The organism is Planococcus rifietoensis (assembly GCF_001465795.2).
Taxonomy (GTDB): Bacteria; Bacillota; Bacilli; order Bacillales_A; family Planococcaceae; genus Planococcus; species Planococcus rifietoensis.
Genome location: NZ_CP013659.2, coordinates 1,369,449 through 1,385,408 on the forward strand (window position 1 = coordinate 1,369,449; position 15,960 = coordinate 1,385,408).

17 protein-coding genes and 1 other annotated feature are annotated in these 15,960 nt (G+C 36.3%); of the genes, 10 read left to right on the forward strand and 7 right to left on the reverse strand.

Annotation, left to right across the window (positions count from 1 at the left end):
* Positions 1-792: 792 nt before the first annotated feature.
* Entirely contained in the window at positions 793-1,020 is a 228-nt protein-coding gene (locus AUC31_RS06700; protein ID WP_058380790.1) for a hypothetical protein, read from the forward strand.
* A gap of 392 nt (positions 1,021-1,412) precedes the next feature.
* Here AUC31_RS06700 and AUC31_RS06705 read toward each other — a convergent pair whose 3' ends face one another.
* The 6 genes from AUC31_RS06705 to AUC31_RS06730 all read right to left on the reverse strand — a co-directional run bounded on the left by AUC31_RS06705 (position 1,413) and on the right by AUC31_RS06730 (position 6,142).
* Positions 1,413-1,817 carry a hypothetical protein gene (locus AUC31_RS06705; RefSeq protein WP_058380789.1) on the reverse strand — a complete coding sequence of 135 codons (405 nt, stop codon included), beginning with the start codon at positions 1,815-1,817 and terminating at the stop codon, positions 1,413-1,415.
* A 150-nt stretch (positions 1,818-1,967) separates the two neighbouring features.
* Positions 1,968-2,642, reverse strand: coding sequence for an ABC transporter ATP-binding protein (locus tag AUC31_RS06710; RefSeq protein WP_058380788.1), 675 nt, complete (start codon positions 2,640-2,642; stop codon positions 1,968-1,970).
* On the reverse strand, positions 2,642-3,190 hold the full coding sequence (locus tag AUC31_RS06715; RefSeq protein ID WP_058380787.1) for a hypothetical protein: 549 nt from the start codon (positions 3,188-3,190) through the stop codon (positions 2,642-2,644). Before AUC31_RS06715 ends, AUC31_RS06710 begins: the two co-directional genes overlap by 1 nt.
* Positions 3,191-3,201: 11 nt before the next feature.
* The gene (locus AUC31_RS06720) at positions 3,202-3,996 is read right to left on the reverse strand and encodes a hypothetical protein (RefSeq protein ID WP_058380786.1); all 795 of its coding nucleotides are present in this window, start codon (positions 3,994-3,996) and stop codon (positions 3,202-3,204) included.
* A 119-nt stretch (positions 3,997-4,115) separates the two neighbouring features.
* Complete coding sequence (locus AUC31_RS06725; RefSeq protein ID WP_058380785.1) at positions 4,116-5,423, reverse strand: sensor histidine kinase; 1,308 nt, start codon at positions 5,421-5,423, stop codon at positions 4,116-4,118.
* The gene (locus tag AUC31_RS06730) at positions 5,423-6,142 is read right to left on the reverse strand and encodes a LytR/AlgR family response regulator transcription factor (RefSeq protein ID WP_058380784.1); all 720 of its coding nucleotides are present in this window, start codon (positions 6,140-6,142) and stop codon (positions 5,423-5,425) included. The genes AUC31_RS06725 and AUC31_RS06730 overlap by 1 nt, the downstream gene beginning before the upstream one ends.
* A gap of 396 nt (positions 6,143-6,538) precedes the next feature.
* On the opposite strand from AUC31_RS06730, the gene AUC31_RS06735 reads away from it, so the two are divergent.
* From AUC31_RS06735 to AUC31_RS06755, 5 genes are all read left to right on the forward strand, one after another.
* Entirely contained in the window at positions 6,539-6,796 is a 258-nt protein-coding gene (locus tag AUC31_RS06735) for a hypothetical protein (RefSeq protein ID WP_058380783.1), read from the forward strand.
* Between the two features lie 441 nt (positions 6,797-7,237).
* Positions 7,238-7,795: a hypothetical protein gene (locus tag AUC31_RS06740; RefSeq protein WP_058380782.1), complete on the forward strand. Its 558-nt coding sequence runs from the start codon at positions 7,238-7,240 to the stop codon at positions 7,793-7,795.
* 568 nt (positions 7,796-8,363) lie between these two features.
* Positions 8,364-8,617 (forward strand) — a binding site (T-box leader).
* A gap of 84 nt (positions 8,618-8,701) precedes the next feature.
* Entirely contained in the window at positions 8,702-9,277 is a 576-nt protein-coding gene (locus tag AUC31_RS06745) for a GNAT family N-acetyltransferase (RefSeq protein WP_058380781.1), read from the forward strand.
* Positions 9,278-9,432: 155 nt separating this feature from the next.
* Positions 9,433-9,678: a hypothetical protein gene (locus AUC31_RS06750; protein WP_157073467.1), complete on the forward strand. Its 246-nt coding sequence runs from the start codon at positions 9,433-9,435 to the stop codon at positions 9,676-9,678.
* 244 nt (positions 9,679-9,922) lie between these two features.
* Entirely contained in the window at positions 9,923-10,420 is a 498-nt protein-coding gene (locus tag AUC31_RS06755; RefSeq protein ID WP_058380779.1) for a YcxB family protein, read from the forward strand.
* Between the two features lie 285 nt (positions 10,421-10,705).
* On the opposite strand, the gene AUC31_RS06760 is transcribed toward AUC31_RS06755, so the two are convergent.
* Complete coding sequence (locus AUC31_RS06760) at positions 10,706-11,116, reverse strand: Lrp/AsnC family transcriptional regulator (protein ID WP_058380778.1); 411 nt, start codon at positions 11,114-11,116, stop codon at positions 10,706-10,708.
* A 452-nt stretch (positions 11,117-11,568) separates the two neighbouring features.
* Between AUC31_RS06760 and AUC31_RS06765 the strand changes: the two genes are divergently transcribed.
* From AUC31_RS06765 to AUC31_RS06780, 4 genes are all read left to right on the forward strand, one after another.
* Positions 11,569-12,771 carry an MFS transporter gene (locus AUC31_RS06765; protein WP_058380777.1) on the forward strand — a complete coding sequence of 401 codons (1,203 nt, stop codon included), beginning with the start codon at positions 11,569-11,571 and terminating at the stop codon, positions 12,769-12,771.
* A 49-nt stretch (positions 12,772-12,820) separates the two neighbouring features.
* Positions 12,821-13,399: a GNAT family N-acetyltransferase gene (locus AUC31_RS06770; RefSeq protein WP_058380776.1), complete on the forward strand. Its 579-nt coding sequence runs from the start codon at positions 12,821-12,823 to the stop codon at positions 13,397-13,399.
* A gap of 437 nt (positions 13,400-13,836) precedes the next feature.
* On the forward strand, positions 13,837-15,162 hold the full coding sequence (locus AUC31_RS06775) for a PQQ-dependent sugar dehydrogenase (protein WP_058380775.1): 1,326 nt from the start codon (positions 13,837-13,839) through the stop codon (positions 15,160-15,162).
* A 293-nt stretch (positions 15,163-15,455) separates the two neighbouring features.
* Positions 15,456-15,740 (forward strand): hypothetical protein, encoded by a 285-nt coding sequence (locus AUC31_RS06780; RefSeq protein ID WP_058380774.1) that lies wholly within the window; start codon positions 15,456-15,458, stop codon positions 15,738-15,740.
* Positions 15,741-15,960: the final 220 nt, after the last annotated feature.

Below are 15,960 nucleotides of genomic sequence, written 5' to 3' on the forward strand. Positions count from 1 at the left end.
CATATTGTTGAAACAATGCAAAAAAAGGCTTCTTCTTTTCGTGTGATTTTTTAGGATTGGGATGGAAGATGCAATTCACCTACTTTTTTTGTGTCTACTTTTTAGACGAGATAGAATTAACTTTGGACGAAATATTTAGATGTTTAAAAACTTTGTTTTGCACAACTATGTAAAAAAATAAAACTACAGATGAAGTAAAAGCTTAAAATACTTTAACAACGAAGTATTAGGACCTATAAAAGGTTCTTCGTAAAAATTTCAAATTTAAAAAGTTATAGGAAGTTTTTTTCTTACAGTCTTCGGATAAATTAATCTCAAGAAAATACTGTATGGTAAAATAGTGGAAGTAATTAATTGGCTAATAGTAATTGCTACAAAAACATTTATAATTGCGCTCATCTATTAGCACTATATACTTTATAAAGTTCCGATAATATGTAAAGGGTTCTTAGAAAAGGCAAAGACGAAACTAATATGAAAAAAACATAATATGTAAGTTTTAATGAAGATAGTGAATAGACTTTATGTGGATAGAAATATTTTACATCACTTATTGAAAAATTAATTTCTTTAAGGTTATAGACAAATGTCAGACCAATGTAGAAAAAAACAAGTAGTATTTGATATCTAGTAAAGTTGTAGCAATCAATACCGGCAACTATAGTGGGTTCAATAGATGATTTTATAAACTGCAAAATAACAAATTAATCATTTATTTAGTTACATAAATTATATCCGATAATTTTAATCTCCTTATTCCTTTAAATATAGCAAAAATAGGAGGTGTGACATATGAAGAGCTACATGCAGCGAAAAATCCAGCAAAAATACCGTAAGGCTAAAAAAGTAGACAAAAAAGCAGAGATCTTAGAAGCAGCTATTGTAGTCATGATCCTAGTGCTTCTAGTAGTACTTAGTTTAAAAACTCAAACGGTTCCAGTGAAAGTGGAAGCACCTCCAAATGCAAACCTTATTTCAGTCTGGAAATCAATTTCAAATGAGATAATGATAATTAAGTGATACTATTCATTACTAAGCAATAATCTAAACAATAGAAAGAGCAGCAATCAATTGAAAAGATTAGGTTATACAAAATATCTGTCTAGTCTTTTTGGATTTATAAAGATGTATTTTAAGACGAAGGTATTAAAAAAGCGATTGTCTGTCGCCCATCGCTTCAGACTTTAGACAAAAGGCAAGGCAACTCGATTGAGTCGCCTTGCCTTTTGCATTTTATGAATGATAAGAGGTGAAATAACGTACTTTTAGCAGATTTTATGCTGTTTCTAGCTCGGACTACGGCCACAGTGCAATCCTTTTGAGGTTCATCGGAGTGTCGGTAAACATCACCTGAACGGACAATTTATTGAGTATCCTCAATATTGCCTATCACTTGTTTACGAACTACTGATTCAATCCCAAAAATCTGCATTTTTCGATACGTCTTTATAAAGCATAGACTGTAAATAGAGCTCTGCTTTGTTATTCGCACCATCTACAAAACTTGAAATTCCTGAAAAATCCATTCGATAAACTCCACCTTCCCTGGGAAGGGTAAAGATATCAACCTGATCATCAAAAGAATTCCCATCATCTTCATTAAGTTCTAAACGATAGTTTGGTTGTAAGAAAGATTGTGAGGGAACGTCTATGTATATTTTCACATTTCCTCCGCCGGAGTAAACAAGGAACGAGAATTTAGTGAAGCCATCATTACCTATCCACTCCCATTCTCCCGCCCCGTATTGAATAACGTTATCTAACGTAGATAAAACATTTGCATCCGACTTTGGAGGACCAACTTTTATTATTTTCACCTCAACTTGTTCTTTATCATTTTTACCGTCTTGAAAATTTCCACCCTCTTTTTCTGAGTTGTGAAAATTAATTTCTTTATTATTTACATTTTTGATTTATCTTATACTTTCTAGATTGTTCCTTTAAGAAGTGGGGCATCAATAGAAAAACTACTGCCTACTATAGTAAATGTATTTCAGATCCTCTGTCAGTGGTTGCAATTCGCCATTCGCAATATGATATACTTCGTCGCACAATTCTTCAATATCTTCAAAATGATGGCTTGTGAGCAGGATAGTCCGCTCGTCAGCTTGAAGACTTTTAATAATTGCCTTAATATCATTATATGTTTTATAATCCAGTGCATTGAATGGTTCATCCAGGATAAGGATATCCTGATTTTCCATGATTGCTTGAGCAATGGCTAATTTTTGTTGCATCCCTAGTGAATAATCTTTTACTTTCGTCTTATTATCCGGGTTCAACCCCACTAATGCCATGGTATCCTTGATCTGTTTATCGGAAATCTTATTATTGATGGCGGCTAAAAACTGCAGGTTCTTAAAGCCACTAAAAATTTCAATGTAACCGGGTGTATTGATCAGTACCCCAACATTTTCAGGGAAATCAATTTTTTTTCCGAGTGTTTCTTTCCGAATTTTTATAGTACCTTCAGCCGGTTTGATAAACCCACATATGAGCTTGAACAAAACGGACTTGCCACTGCCATTACTCCCCACAATTCCGATTGTTTTACCTTTCTCGACTTTTAAATCCACATTTTTTAGAACAGGTTTCCCTGAAAAGATTTTTGACACATTGTGTACCTCAATAATAGTTTCCATTATTCCATCTCCTTAATAAGAACTCTTTTTCCAAAAAAATGATGGAAAGTCTGCATTAGGAAGCTAAGAAAACTTAATCCTGCCAACATAAATAACACGGAAACGAATATCGCACTTAGTGGTGTATCAAAATGCTTGGCATACTCGTTCAAAAGAATATTTGACGTAGTGTCCGAAACCATGAAGAGATTTTGCGAGCTCAAGCCTAAACCAAGTAGGCAAATAACCAACACATGCACAGAAACAAAGAGACCTGTATTAAACAAAATAGCAAATGACCTCGTAAAGAAGTAGCTGGAAAAGGTTTTAAAACGAATGACTACATTTGGCAGTCCGGGTTCTAAATTTACATATATACTCAGTAAATACAGTGGAAGCATGAAAAACAAGAGGTAATATTGTTCAGACACCATTCGCAGCAAAAACAGTTCATAACTATCCTCAGTCAATTGACGCTCAGAAAAAGTTAATAAAAAGATTCCGCCTATCGCCAGGAATAATGGCCAGGAAATGAATCTCCGAATGTCAGTCCAAAAAATTATAGACATGTTATCACCACCTAAACCCAGTCAGTAGTTTTTTTCACATAGCGCATATAGAGTATGAAGAGTGTCATTAGAAGAAGCGCGAGCAACGGTCCTGTAAGGAATGAAAAAACAGTGATTGCAGAAGTTGTCACACTAGTAGGTTCAAATGAAACTATAAAACGGTACGCTTCTAATCGAAGCATAGCCAAAATATAATTATCGAGCATAAGATAGACAAATGGTCCAGTTAAAATAATGAATAAGTTTTGGATATATAAACTGAAAATAAAACCCATTGTAGCTAAGAGGGCAGCCAAAATACCTTTCCAAAAACTCAAAAGAGCTGCATATACTAAGGGCTGGTTTACAAATAGAGAGCCTGCCAGATGATTGGCCTCGGTGGATGGAACAATGTTTACAGTGATTGGATCTATCAGGCCGTAGTGTACATCAATCGGGTTGTTTACAAATAAAACCACCAATGCACTGACAAAAAAAATGGTGAAAACTAAAGTAAATGCACTGCCACTCATTACAATCCATTTGGCCAAGAGATATTGTTTTTTACTGGTCCTTGGCAATGTGTAATTTAAAAAGCCATTTTTCTTTTCATAATATAAAAGCCATCCGGTAGGAATAACAGCAATCAAAGGGAAAAGAAGATTAAAAATGGTGGTGCCTACTTCCCATGCTTCCAGCTGTTCTTCCAACGCATAACTTTTGTATATAGAACTGCATAAATAAATCGATAAAACTGTGCAAAAGAATAGAACTGTTAGAACGGGAACTTTGACCTTTCGCCATTCCAGTAATAATAAGTTCTTCATATAAGATCACCTCTACCCCCACTATAATGAGCAAGATGTCTAATCGCAATACGATAGAAATAAATAAGGGTTTTAAAGGAACGAACAAATTACGTTCCCTTAAAACTCCTGTTTATGCATTAGAATTGTATTCCTAGTGTAATCATATTCACTTCCGGGCTTTCGTTTCGGGCAATGATCCGCGCATTGTAACGTGCGGCAATCTCTTTTACGTTGTAAAGGCCATATCCACGAGGTTCAGAAGAAGCCGACTTGGATGAATACCCCATCTCGAACATGTTCATAAACTGTTCATTGCTCATATATCCCGCCGGATTACTGACGGTCAATTCCAGGTGGCCGGCTCTTTCTACCATGGATAGATGGATCTTATCTCCTCTAACGCTCGCTTCCAAAGCATTATCTATTAAGATTCCCAACACTTCAATCAGATCTGCGTCTTCGCATTTAAATTGATGAACGGGAATTGTCCGTTCAATGTGGAGCTCCCTTTTCAATTGTTCAACTCGTTTCATTTTTGTATAAAGGAAACCAGCCACTACTTTATGATCCATATTCAATAGCTCATACTGGCCGTTAGACAGATTAACGCTTTCAACATATGAGTGCATCTTTTCGCGAGCCACTTCAATCGTATCCGCAGTTTCGACCAAGCTTGAGATGGCTAACAGCTTATTGGAGAATTCATGCTGCCGCGCTCGCACCTCCATCACCAAATCATCAATAATTGGAAGGTATTGTTCTGTCGCTTGGATCCGATTTTCTGTCATTTGAAATTTTCGTTGTACCAATAAAATCCAGCTCATAAAAGTGCCGACAAAAAACAAGAGAAGAAGGAGGATGACCCGATTTTCAAAAATCACGGCAGCTTCAAAATTAGCGGAAATGATTAACAGCAACAGGAGAGTAAACACGTTTGTCACCATAATTTTTGTGAATCCACTGGATTTATCCGATAACATTCGGTTTATTTTTGATGACAATAACCAGTAACCAATAAGGATGAAACACATAGTGAGAATTCTGATGGAGGTAGTCCCGAGACCAGCAAAATCTATGCTTGCAATGCTGAACATTCGAACCAGTGACCAAACGATAAACCCGAGGAATGTAGTAAAGATAACTTCCAAGTGATTCAATCTAAAAGCTACACTATTCAGCAAAAGCAATACGCATACTAAGCCGATGATGCCGGCAAGGGAATTTACAGGGAGGATTTCGAAATTCCGAAAAGCGATTGTTGTCTTAATCCCCATGTCTGTTGGGTCTATACTGACTCTGGATAAAAAGCAGAAAATGAACAGGAGAGCGCACCAAACAAAGGATTTTTTGTTGGCAGCCAGTTCTTCTTTACCAAAGCAAAACATTACTATGTAGATGCTTAGAACATCCAGGCTGATCTGTAAAAGTAATTGAGACATTGCCATTAACCTGCACCCATTACAGTGTCTCTGAATTTATTGCCTATCGGAAGGTCTATGGAGAATCCTCTAAGATATAATTTGTTTTCAACCTTGGAAATGCGTTCAATTGAATCCGTGTTGATAATATAGCTTTTATGGCATTGCTGAAAAGGGCCATCCTTTAAAAGTTCGAATATTGATTTTAAAGAATATCCAGCAATATGTTCCTGGACCAAACCGCCCTCTGAGTTCTTCATGTGGAAAACCATTTTCTTTCCAAAAGATTCGATGTAAAGAATGTCTTGTAACCGGTATTCAAAAATAAATCCCTTCTGCTCCAACCGAATGGTGCGGGAATCGCCATGGACATTCTCCAAATAATCAAGTACACCGAAAATTGCTGTCTTAACCTCTTCTTTTGTGAATGGTTTTACAAGATAATCGTAGCATTTTATTTCCCGGTAAGCCCGGAGTTCTTCGGTCGCAATGGCTGTGGCAAAAATCATAGGTGTGTATCTGTATTTTTGTAAATTTCTTAGTTTGTTCGCTAAGTCGGTTCCTTTATAATCGGTTAATTGTATATCAATAATAAAAAGCGAGATATTATATCGATTTGCAATATCTAGGGCTTGTTCTGCACTTGGGGAAATATGTATATGGAAATTTCGGTTCATTTCCAACAAGATAAACCGCAAAAATTGTTGGATTTGTTCATCGTCTTCGATGATTAAAATATGGTTCATCCTTAGTATTCCTCACTTTCCGGATCATCTTGATACTCAATGAAAATATGAGAATCAATAAATGTCTAATATTGTAATCATTTTACTACAAATTAATAGTTCATGTATTTTCCGTTGAAAGGAGATAGTAAAACACTAAAATTTCACATATGACCCCTTATCGGAAGAGAAGAAGCTAAGTATAAGCTTCTTCTTTTTTTGTACGCATAAGTGTATATTTACGAACGCTTTAAAACAGAAATTCATATACACATCTTCTTTAATAGAAAAAACGTTTAAAAATTATAGTGTTCTTCTATTCCATCCATATTAGAGCATTAGAAATTGTTTTTTCTTTATATTTTGGTAAAATAAGTAAGGGTGCGATATAATTTTATTACTGAAAGGAAGATGAATATGCTAAAGTCTGGTGTCATATCTATTGCAGCTTTTTTAATTTCTTTAGGTGTATATACAACCTGGTTCTTTAACGAAGATTTATTTTCAAAGTCAGTAATGATCATAGCAATTGCGCTACCTATTATTGGAATTATTACAGCCTTACTTGCCAAGAAAAAATCGCTAAAGATAGTAGGACTAGTCGGAAATACATTTGTATTATTATGGGCGGTTGTAATTCCATTTGCATCTACTCTATTTTGGAACACTCCGTAAACTACTAGATTTTCTGCAATAGTGGATAGCAACTACTATTCGCTTGTAATCTACTAGTCTTTGAGTTTACATATCAAAACTTATCGGAAGCTGTATAAATAGAAAGGGGGAGTAGATACATTTTTGTTCGCATATACTCTCCCTTTTGTTTGCAAAAATGAACTTTTATGAACGGTCAATTTAACAAAGAATACGATTTATGAATACTTATGGAGAATTAAATATTTATAAAGAATTGAGACCTGATTGTGATATGGTATTTATATGGAAGTGAAATTACTGAAAATAGTAATAAAGAAAATTGGTTTTAGGTGATGAGGTATTGAAATATAGATTTTGGCGGTCCGTCAATTAGTTTTAGTGGTGTATCTTTAACTTCATTTAGCATTCAAGATAACACATACTATACAAATATTATGCTGATTTAGGGAGTGAGTAAAATTGAAAAAGAAAAATATTTTATTTCTTATTACTGTCGTAGTATTCCTAACATTATTTATAGGTGTTAGCGGTTATGTGTATCCTTTTTCACCCATCGGCTACACAAAATCCGTCACCGTTCAGCATGGTTTTACGGATAAATACGATAGCAAATTTGAAGAAATAGAAAGTATGCTCAATAATACAAATTCGAATGATATTTTTCTGGATCAAATAGAGGTTACTCTAGAGACAGTAGATTTAAACTGGCTACGGTCAAATGAAATGCAAAAAGTGAATCTAAATCAATTGCAAAAAATGGAATTGGAAGCTCAAGATCAATACCAAGGAAATTTAGGATTATCGAGAGGGTATGAAAATATTGACGCGAAATCTTTGCAATACTTAAACGCATTAACAGATGGATTTAAGAAAGCGGAGGATGAACTACAAAGAATTATATACCCTGAATTAAGCTCACGATCCAACATCGAAGAGAAAGTGTCTCATTTACCGTCAATCTATTACGTTATCCTTGTTAACATTGAACGTTTAGTTGAAGAATACCAAAAAAATTAAAGGGCTTGTCATAACAACAATAAAGCTGCACTCAAATTAGGTGAAACCTAAAAAGTGCTCCCTCTTGGAACAAACCCAAAAAGTTAGAGAAAGAATTAAGCCATAGGTTCGGTATTCGTCCGGACTCATGGTTTTTAATGATTCTCCACTAACTATTGAGATGTTCGAACAGGATGAATGAAACTATATACAATAAAAGGATTTACTTATTTACATGTAATTCTTGACGGTCTCATTTGGAATTTAACTTAATATCAAGTAAGTTATATACCAAAACTTAATTCAAGAAGCTTCGAAGCTCAAGAAAAGAAAGTAGATTAGCTAGAAAAAATCATATATTCAAAAGATCGCTCCATAAAGTTTTTAAGGTTGAATTCCAAAAGAATATAAGTTTACATATGATTCCTTATCGGAAGAGAACCAGCTCAAACATGGGTTTCTTCTTTTTCTTTATACCTGGGAAAATGTATTTTAAAGAACAATTTTATTTTAAGGTTAATTACTATGAAAGCTTTTTAAGATAAGTATTTACTAATTTGTTACAGTTGTAATAATATTATGGAAATTATTAAAAGCATTGAAGAGAGAAGTACCTAAGGATTGATGATTTAAAGAGAGCTCCGTTTTGCTGAAAAGGAGTAATGATCAACTTAGCGAAATAAAGTCTCTGAGCTTCTTGCCAAGCTAATCTTTTGGATTAGGGATAGCAAGACGGAATCCACCGTTATAAGGATAGGGTATGACTGTACCCAATAAGATTGGCTGCAGCAATGCACCAATAAACTAAGGTGGTACCACGAAATGATAACTTTCGTCCTTAAGATTAAGTTCTTGGGGGTGAAGGTTTTTTATTTTGTTTGAATGTAAGCTTGTTACTACTAAAAATTTGAAATGAGGAGAATGAGCATGAATTCTATCTTATTAAATCTACCGTCTGAAGTAGAAGCCGCACGACTAATTTTGAGAGCCCCTTCTTATTCTGGAGATGGAGAAGCAGTAAATAAAGCAATTAAAGATTCTATTCATGAACTGAGGCAATGGTTGCCGTTTGCACAAGAGATTCCAACTTTGGAAGAGACTGAAATTAGTCTCCGTGAGGCTCACATCAAATTTCTTGAAAGAGAGAGTTTTCGCTTTTTGATCTTCCACAAGGATTCTCAAAAGTTTATCGGAACAGCAAGTTTACAGAGCGTGGACTGGGAAGTTCGAAAATGTGAGATTGGCTACTGGATCCACACAAAATTTAGCAGCAATGGATATATAACAGAAGCAGTAAAGACATTAATGGAATATGGGATTAATGAGCTAGGGTTTAACCGACTTGAAATTAGATGCGAATCTGCCAATTTGCCAAGTCGAGCGATACCTGAAAAATTAGGGTTCAAACTAGAAGGAATTCTCGCGAATGAGGATTTGTCAGCAGATGGAAAAAATCTGACGGACACATGTATATATGCAGTCACTCAAAAAAGAAGATTTTAACATCAAATCTTTAATGGATTTGTTCGAGTATCAGTATTTATCAAGACATCCAAAGGATTCCTTTAGAATATAATAAAGAAATAAGATTGAGGGAGTGAGTAATCATCTTAATAAAAGTTGTTTTTCCTTTGATAATTTTAGGCACAGGGCTGGTCGTGGCTTATAAGTTGAGCAGACATAAGTCAGAGAAAAAGAAGCAAATTATATTGGGGATCACTTTAATAGTGGTGGTTGCACCCTTTCTTTCTTGGCTTGTCGGAGGCTTGTATGCAACATTTGGATCTATTGAAACTACAGGCTGGGCAGAAATCGTTTATCCTATGATTATTTTTCCTTTGATCGGCTTACTTGGAATTGGATGGTTGGTAAAAGGGGTTCTTAAGAAGAAGGAAGCCAATTAAGTTGGATGTAACTTATTGGGAATTATGCAAGCTTCAAAGAGCTGGTTGTGCCACTCTTTGAAGCTTGCATTGTGAAAAGCGCAATTTATATATTAAAAATATTAGTTATTATTCTTTTTAAAAAAATTTAAACGAGCTGCATTTATTGATTTTAAAATATCAGTTAACAGTCGAAGATTTATTCGCGCTCTAAAATAATTATTTTCGCACTAGAAAGTACCACCTTAATAGGGGCAGACTAGCTTTGGTCGTCTTGTTATTGTTTTCATATCTTACGTTTAACTCCTTATTGCTGATATTCTTGCCGGGAAATGTTTCACCTGATTTAATTGGTCCGATCTCGATAGGAGGGGGAATCCTTTCGGCTTTGATTCTGCTGCGGTTCGTCCAAGACTTGTACTTAAAAATACAGGTTTGGCGATTTAAAATAGCTTTTAAGCGATTAAAAAACAACGGTTGGCCAAAAGGGTGTCTCACCAAACTAACTCCTGAAGGTATCGAGCTGAACGTTCACAACAGCCAACTACACGGAAAGACTCAATTGAACTGGAATGCAGTTCAGAAGGTAGAAGAAGACGAGTACCGATTTTTTCTCTATCAAACGGATACGGATACTGTTGTTCTTCCAAAGCAAACAGACTCACCGAATGAAGAAATACATAAAGAACTGAAAAATTTGCCCGCACAACATATCGGTCACTTGCTTAACAATAACTCGAAGAAAACAGCCAATATTTTATAGATGTGAATATCTCTTCTTATGTACTCGTAAAACATAAGCAAGAACAGAGTTCACTGTATTCAGTTGATACAAAAGATCTGATAAATGCGCCACTTATTAGTTTACATATGACGCCGAACTTAAGCGAAGAAGCTCAAACATGAGTATCTTTTTTTTTTTTTTTTTTGAAAATTAACTTTCACAGATTATCACGTACAAAAGTAAACTAAGTAGCAATTGATAAGACCCTCAGGCAATAAAAACTTTTAAAGAGTTTCATTGCCTGAGGGTCTTAATTTGAGAATATTATTTATTAATGATAATGGACAGTTTATAGTTTACATGCTCATTTAAAAGGACTAGAAATTCGTCCAATTTTTCGATGGATGGAAATCTGCATTCAAGAGTATAGCAGCTATCTCCACTGATCTTATAATTATGAATCACATATTGCTTTTGTGTCTCTAAGAAAGCGAGGTACGGCTGATGATAAGTGCTTTTCGTAAAGATATTAATCAAGGCATGGACATGGTAGCCCAGTTTTGCCTGATTTATTTTAACTGTATAGCCCTGAATGACATCGTTGCTTTCTAGCTTTTCCACGCGTGCTGATGCCGCTGGACCGCTCAAGTGAATTCGTTCGCCTAATTCTTTCATCGAAATGCGGCTATTTCTGGAGAGCTCTTCTAAGATCTGAAAATCCGTGTGATCCAGCATGTGTCACAAATCCCTTCATTGATAAAGTAAAACGGCTAAAAGACTTAATTTATCCCGTGTATTTCTAAAGTGCTCTTATTATACACTTAACGATATCCAAACTAAAGGAGTTCAGAATCTGAACACACAGTAAAGTCAGACACGTTTTGTCTTCAAAATCGATGCTGTTAGAACCATTTTTACTGGGTGTTTTGAGCAAGGGATTGGGAAAATTTCAGGAAAACAGGAGAGTTATTGCAAAGCGGTTAAAGATCTTTTAATTTGGCTATTACCACCCAGGGCAGGAATTATCGCTGTTCGCTTAATGTTAGCTACCCATTGACAACTGTCGAAAGTATCGATGAAAAAGTTGCACAGTTGAAATTGTTTCGTCGATCGAGTTTTCCGTCCAATTGTAGGGCCAACCCTTCCTTTTTTTAGATAAGCAGAAATTTGAGAGAGGAAGTTAATCAGTGAATCATTTACAGCAGAAATTATGGACTAAAGATTTCATTATTCTATCTTTGATCAATTTTTTCTTAATCTTTGTCTATCTTCTATTAAATGCCACAATCGCTCTATACGCGCTACAAGAATGGAATGCTACTACCGGACAAGCAGGACTGGTGGCGGGAATATTTATCATTGGCGCATTGGCGGGTCGGTTGCTAACTGGATCGATCATTGAAAAAGTCGGTTATAAATCCTTATTGATCGTTGGGCTTATCTTTTTTACGGCAACGATTCTCCTGTATTTTGTGAATTTCGGACTCGCGTTTTTCATGGTTAGCCGTTTTTTGAATGGTGTGACACTGGGGGTTGCGACTACTGTCATCGGCACGCTTGTGGTGCTTACGATTCCGGAGTCGAAGAGAGGAGAAGGAATTGGCTATTTCTCCGTCAGTACTGCTATGGCTACAGGGCTTGGCCCATTTACGGGACTTTATATGACACAACATACCGAATTTGTGATGATTTTTCTCTTCTGCCTAGTACTGGGGATTGTGAGTACGCTGGTTGGCTTTTTCATCACTGTGCCTAAAATAGAGAAAACAGAAGTGGAACCAACTAGAAAAGGCTGCAAGCTTTCTGATCTTATTGAACCGAAAGCCATTCCCATCAGTTTTATTGTTCTGATCATGACTTTTTGTTTCTCAAGTGTTCTTTCTTTTATAAATTTATATGCGATTGAATTGAATTTGGTGGATACAGCTAGTTTTTTCTTTATTGTTTATACAATCAGCGTCTTGATATCACGGCCATTTAGCGGGCGGTTGATGGATAGTATCGGTCCGAATTACGTGATCTACCCGGCTTTTTTCATGTTCGGAGTTGGAATGATTCTTCTCAGTACAGCAAACAGTTCTGGCACGTTGTTAGCCGCAGCTGCTCTAATAGGGCTTGGTTTTGGTAATATTTCGTCCATCAGCCAGACCATCGCAGTGACTGTCGCTGCGCCCCACCGGATGGGTCTTGCTACTGCAACGTTCTTCATCTTCTTTGATATTGGAAATGGATTTGGCCCTTCTCTTTTAGGGATTGTCATTCCGGTAATTGGCTTTCCTGCCACGTATGCAATATTGGGTTTTGCAGTTTTGGCGATGCCCTTCCTTTATTATGTATTGCATGGAAAGGAAGAGAAGAAAGCCCGCATGAACTTGATAGATAATAAATAAGCACAAGCAATAGGTACTGAAACAAATATAAAAAAAGGGATTGAATGAGATGAATTTAAGAGTTGAATCGTTACTAGATAATCGCAAGGACATCAAAAAGGTTAAGGAACTATACGAGGGTTCATTTCCTCAGAATGAACGGATGCCTATGAACCTATTGCTATGGAAAGCGAAAAAGAATTTTGTGGATTTTCTAGTTATCTATGACAAGGAAGAATTTGTTGGATTTACCTATTTAATCACGCGTGAAGATTTGACGTATGTCCTGTATATAGCGATTGACAGTACTGTGAGATCAAAAGGATATGGCAGCTTGGCACTTGCCCAAATTAATGAGAAGTTCCCAAACAATCGAATTATACTCAATATTGAAGTCGTCGATGAGACCGCAGACAATTACGAGCAGCGGATTACAAGAAGAAAGTTCTACACCCGAAACGGTTATGAAGGTTCATCATTCCAATATAGAGACCGCTGGGGTTTATATGAAATTATGATCCGTGGAGACAAGATGAATACGGAAGAATTTTATGCTTTATTGAAAAAATTTGCGGGATCGTTGCTGTTCTCGATCTTCAAACCACATATTACGGCATCTGTAAAAAATCCGAATTCTTCCTTTAAATAACACAGTTTATGAATAACTTGAAATGTGGAGAGGTGAAGCCGATAAATCACATCTACTCTACATTTGTTTTTATTTGCAAAATTGCATTGAGACTACTTAAAATGAAAACCCTTAATTAAGTTATTAAAAGAAGCCCCACATTAAGGAAACAGATCTTGAAAGTTTTCAAAACGCACCGTATCTTATACAGATTAAACGACTGAGATTTTGATTGTTGAAACGGTCTTTTTAACATAAAATTCTTTTATTTCCTTTTTATCATGCGAAAAAGTCAAATTGTTTTCTATTACCCTAAAATTATGATAACGTTATTTACAAATGTGTTTCATATGTTTCATTATGATATAAAAGTCTTAACCATTTTAGATGTTAAATTTCGGGAAACCGAAATTTGATATATATTCAGTCGAATATTCTAGAAATGGGGAGGAAAAACTATGACAAAATTATCATGGTCAAGATTAATGTCCCTCACAGTGCTAAGTTCTGTATTGGCTTTAGCAGCATGCGGCAATGACGATTCTTCAAACGAAGAGTCAACAACAGATGACTCAGATGCTGCAACAGAGGAGAGTACAGATGAGGGCACTACAACAGAAGAAGATGCAGATGAGGGCTCTAATGAAAGCGCAGAAACTGAACCCAAAGTCACTGAGTTTGAACCAGCATTTCCAGAACAAACTAGAGCACCTGCAGTAGAAACTGAAACAGAACTTAATGAGGAAGTTGTGGTTGAGGGTCTTGGCGTATCTTGGGGGATGGTAGAGTTTGAACCAAACCGCTTGCTTGTGACGCAAAGAGATGAAGCAGAACTTCTTATTGTAAACCTTGAAGATGGTTCTGTTTCAGATCCAATCGAAGGTACACCTGAAGTGAATAACTCAGGCCAAGGCGGGTTGCTTGATATAACCGTTGCACCTGATTTTGACGACTCAAGATTAGTATTTATGACGTTTTCACAAGACTTTGAAGACGGTACTGTCACTGCTGTTGGTAAAGGTGTTTTATCAGAAGATGAATCTTCGCTTGAAGATTTTGAAGTCATCTTCCAAGCGACTCCGGCATATGATGGCGACCTACACTATGGCGGTCGTATTATCTTTGATGAGGCTGGCAACCTATTCCTAACTACTGGAGAGCGTTCAGACGAGCCAATTCGTGAGCGTGCACAAGACTTGGATGCTTACTTAGGTAAAGTCATTCACATTACACAGGACGGGGAACCAGTAGATTCAAATCCTTTTGTCGAAGATGAAGACGCACTGGACGGGATTTACAGCTACGGTCACCGTAATATTCAAGGTATCGACTACAATCCTGAAACAGGAGACTTATGGATCGTGGAATTCGGTCCACAAGCTGGGGATGAACTGAATATCATCGAACCAGCGAATAACTATGGATGGCCTATTGTTTCTTATGGTATCGAGTATACTGGTGAGTTAATCAATGATGGTATCTCAGAACACGAGGCGCAAGGCTTTGTTGAACCAAGATATTATTGGGATCCAACAAGTGCGCCAAGTGGTATGTCATTCTATGATAATGACGCAATTCCTGAATGGGAAAACAATTTGTTCATCGGTGGTTTAGCGCCGAACTATATTGTACGTGTCGTTATTGAAGATGACATCGTTGTTGGAGAAGAACGTCTATTGACTGATGAAGCGCAGCGTTTCCGTGATATTCTTGTCACTGAAGATGGCGCGCTTATTGCAAGCACTGATGGCGGTCTGATTTACCAAATTACTGCGGCAGAATAATTTATGATTCTTAAAGAGCAGCTAGTCTTAGCTTAAACCTATGACGGTCAATAATAGTAGAGAAGCAGGCATTTATGGGAATCCATGAATGCCTGCTTTTTTGTGCCTGAAAATATAAAAGATGTATGATCGAAATAAAGATAAATGGATTGTCACCATCAGCATCTCCTATTTCACTTTATGGTATAATTACCCAAATTAACAAGCGTTTATCGATTGCTTAAATTACCATACGTTTCTCTAATAAGGTTATTTATGCTTCGTATTCAGTTTTATGAAGAGGAGGTTTCTTTATGAAATTAACCATCGTACTTCTGCGTTTTGTGTACCTTCCTATAGCTGGACTTTTTATACTTCCCGTATCTTATTGGTTTGCAGCTGGCTTCATCTCTGAATATGGGCCGGAAGCACCTGAAATTCTCTTTCCACTCTGGCTAATCCCCGCTGCTGTGTTCTTGCTCGGCGTCGTCATACAATGTTGGAGAAAGTATTTTTGGTTAGGAATAGGGATTACTGTGTTTTCGTTCGTTTTATTCTTTACGGATATTATTCCTTATAGAGCAATTGATTTGTTTTGATTAGATGTTAGGAAGACGATCCTAGAGAAAGCATTGGAAGCTCCAGTCGGATTTAGTTTCTCTAGCATTATTCGTTAGTCGACCAGATACATATTGAAAAGGCCGAAACAAACTGGCTGTCTTCGGTACCAGTTTTTGAAGAGCAACTTTTTTGTTTACTCATTAATAAAATCAGCCAAATGGATGAAAGTTTTGCACCCAAGTTTCCCGTATCATTTTA

Bases quoted from the DNA above. Each gene is read 5' to 3' on its own strand.
- AUC31_RS06700 (WP_058380790.1), top strand. From the start codon at position 793: ATGAAGAGCTACATGCAGCGAAAAATCCAGCAAAAATACCGTAAGGCT.
- AUC31_RS06710 (WP_058380788.1), bottom strand. From the start codon at position 2,642: ATGGAAACTATTATTGAGGTACACAATGTGTCAAAAATCTTTTCAGGG.
- AUC31_RS06715 (WP_058380787.1), bottom strand. From the start codon at position 3,190: ATGTCTATAATTTTTTGGACTGACATTCGGAGATTCATTTCCTGGCCA.
- AUC31_RS06720 (WP_058380786.1), bottom strand. From the start codon at position 3,996: ATGAAGAACTTATTATTACTGGAATGGCGAAAGGTCAAAGTTCCCGTT.
- AUC31_RS06725 (WP_058380785.1), bottom strand. From the start codon at position 5,423: ATGGCAATGTCTCAATTACTTTTACAGATCAGCCTGGATGTTCTAAGC.
- AUC31_RS06730 (WP_058380784.1), bottom strand. From the start codon at position 6,142: ATGAACCATATTTTAATCATCGAAGACGATGAACAAATCCAACAATTT.
- AUC31_RS06735 (WP_058380783.1), top strand. From the start codon at position 6,539: ATGCTAAAGTCTGGTGTCATATCTATTGCAGCTTTTTTAATTTCTTTA.
- AUC31_RS06745 (WP_058380781.1), top strand. From the start codon at position 8,702: ATGAATTCTATCTTATTAAATCTACCGTCTGAAGTAGAAGCCGCACGA.
- AUC31_RS06760 (WP_058380778.1), bottom strand. From the start codon at position 11,116: ATGCTGGATCACACGGATTTTCAGATCTTAGAAGAGCTCTCCAGAAAT.
- AUC31_RS06770 (WP_058380776.1), top strand. From the start codon at position 12,821: ATGAATTTAAGAGTTGAATCGTTACTAGATAATCGCAAGGACATCAAA.
- AUC31_RS06775 (WP_058380775.1), top strand. From the start codon at position 13,837: ATGACAAAATTATCATGGTCAAGATTAATGTCCCTCACAGTGCTAAGT.
- AUC31_RS06780 (WP_058380774.1), top strand. From the start codon at position 15,456: ATGAAATTAACCATCGTACTTCTGCGTTTTGTGTACCTTCCTATAGCT.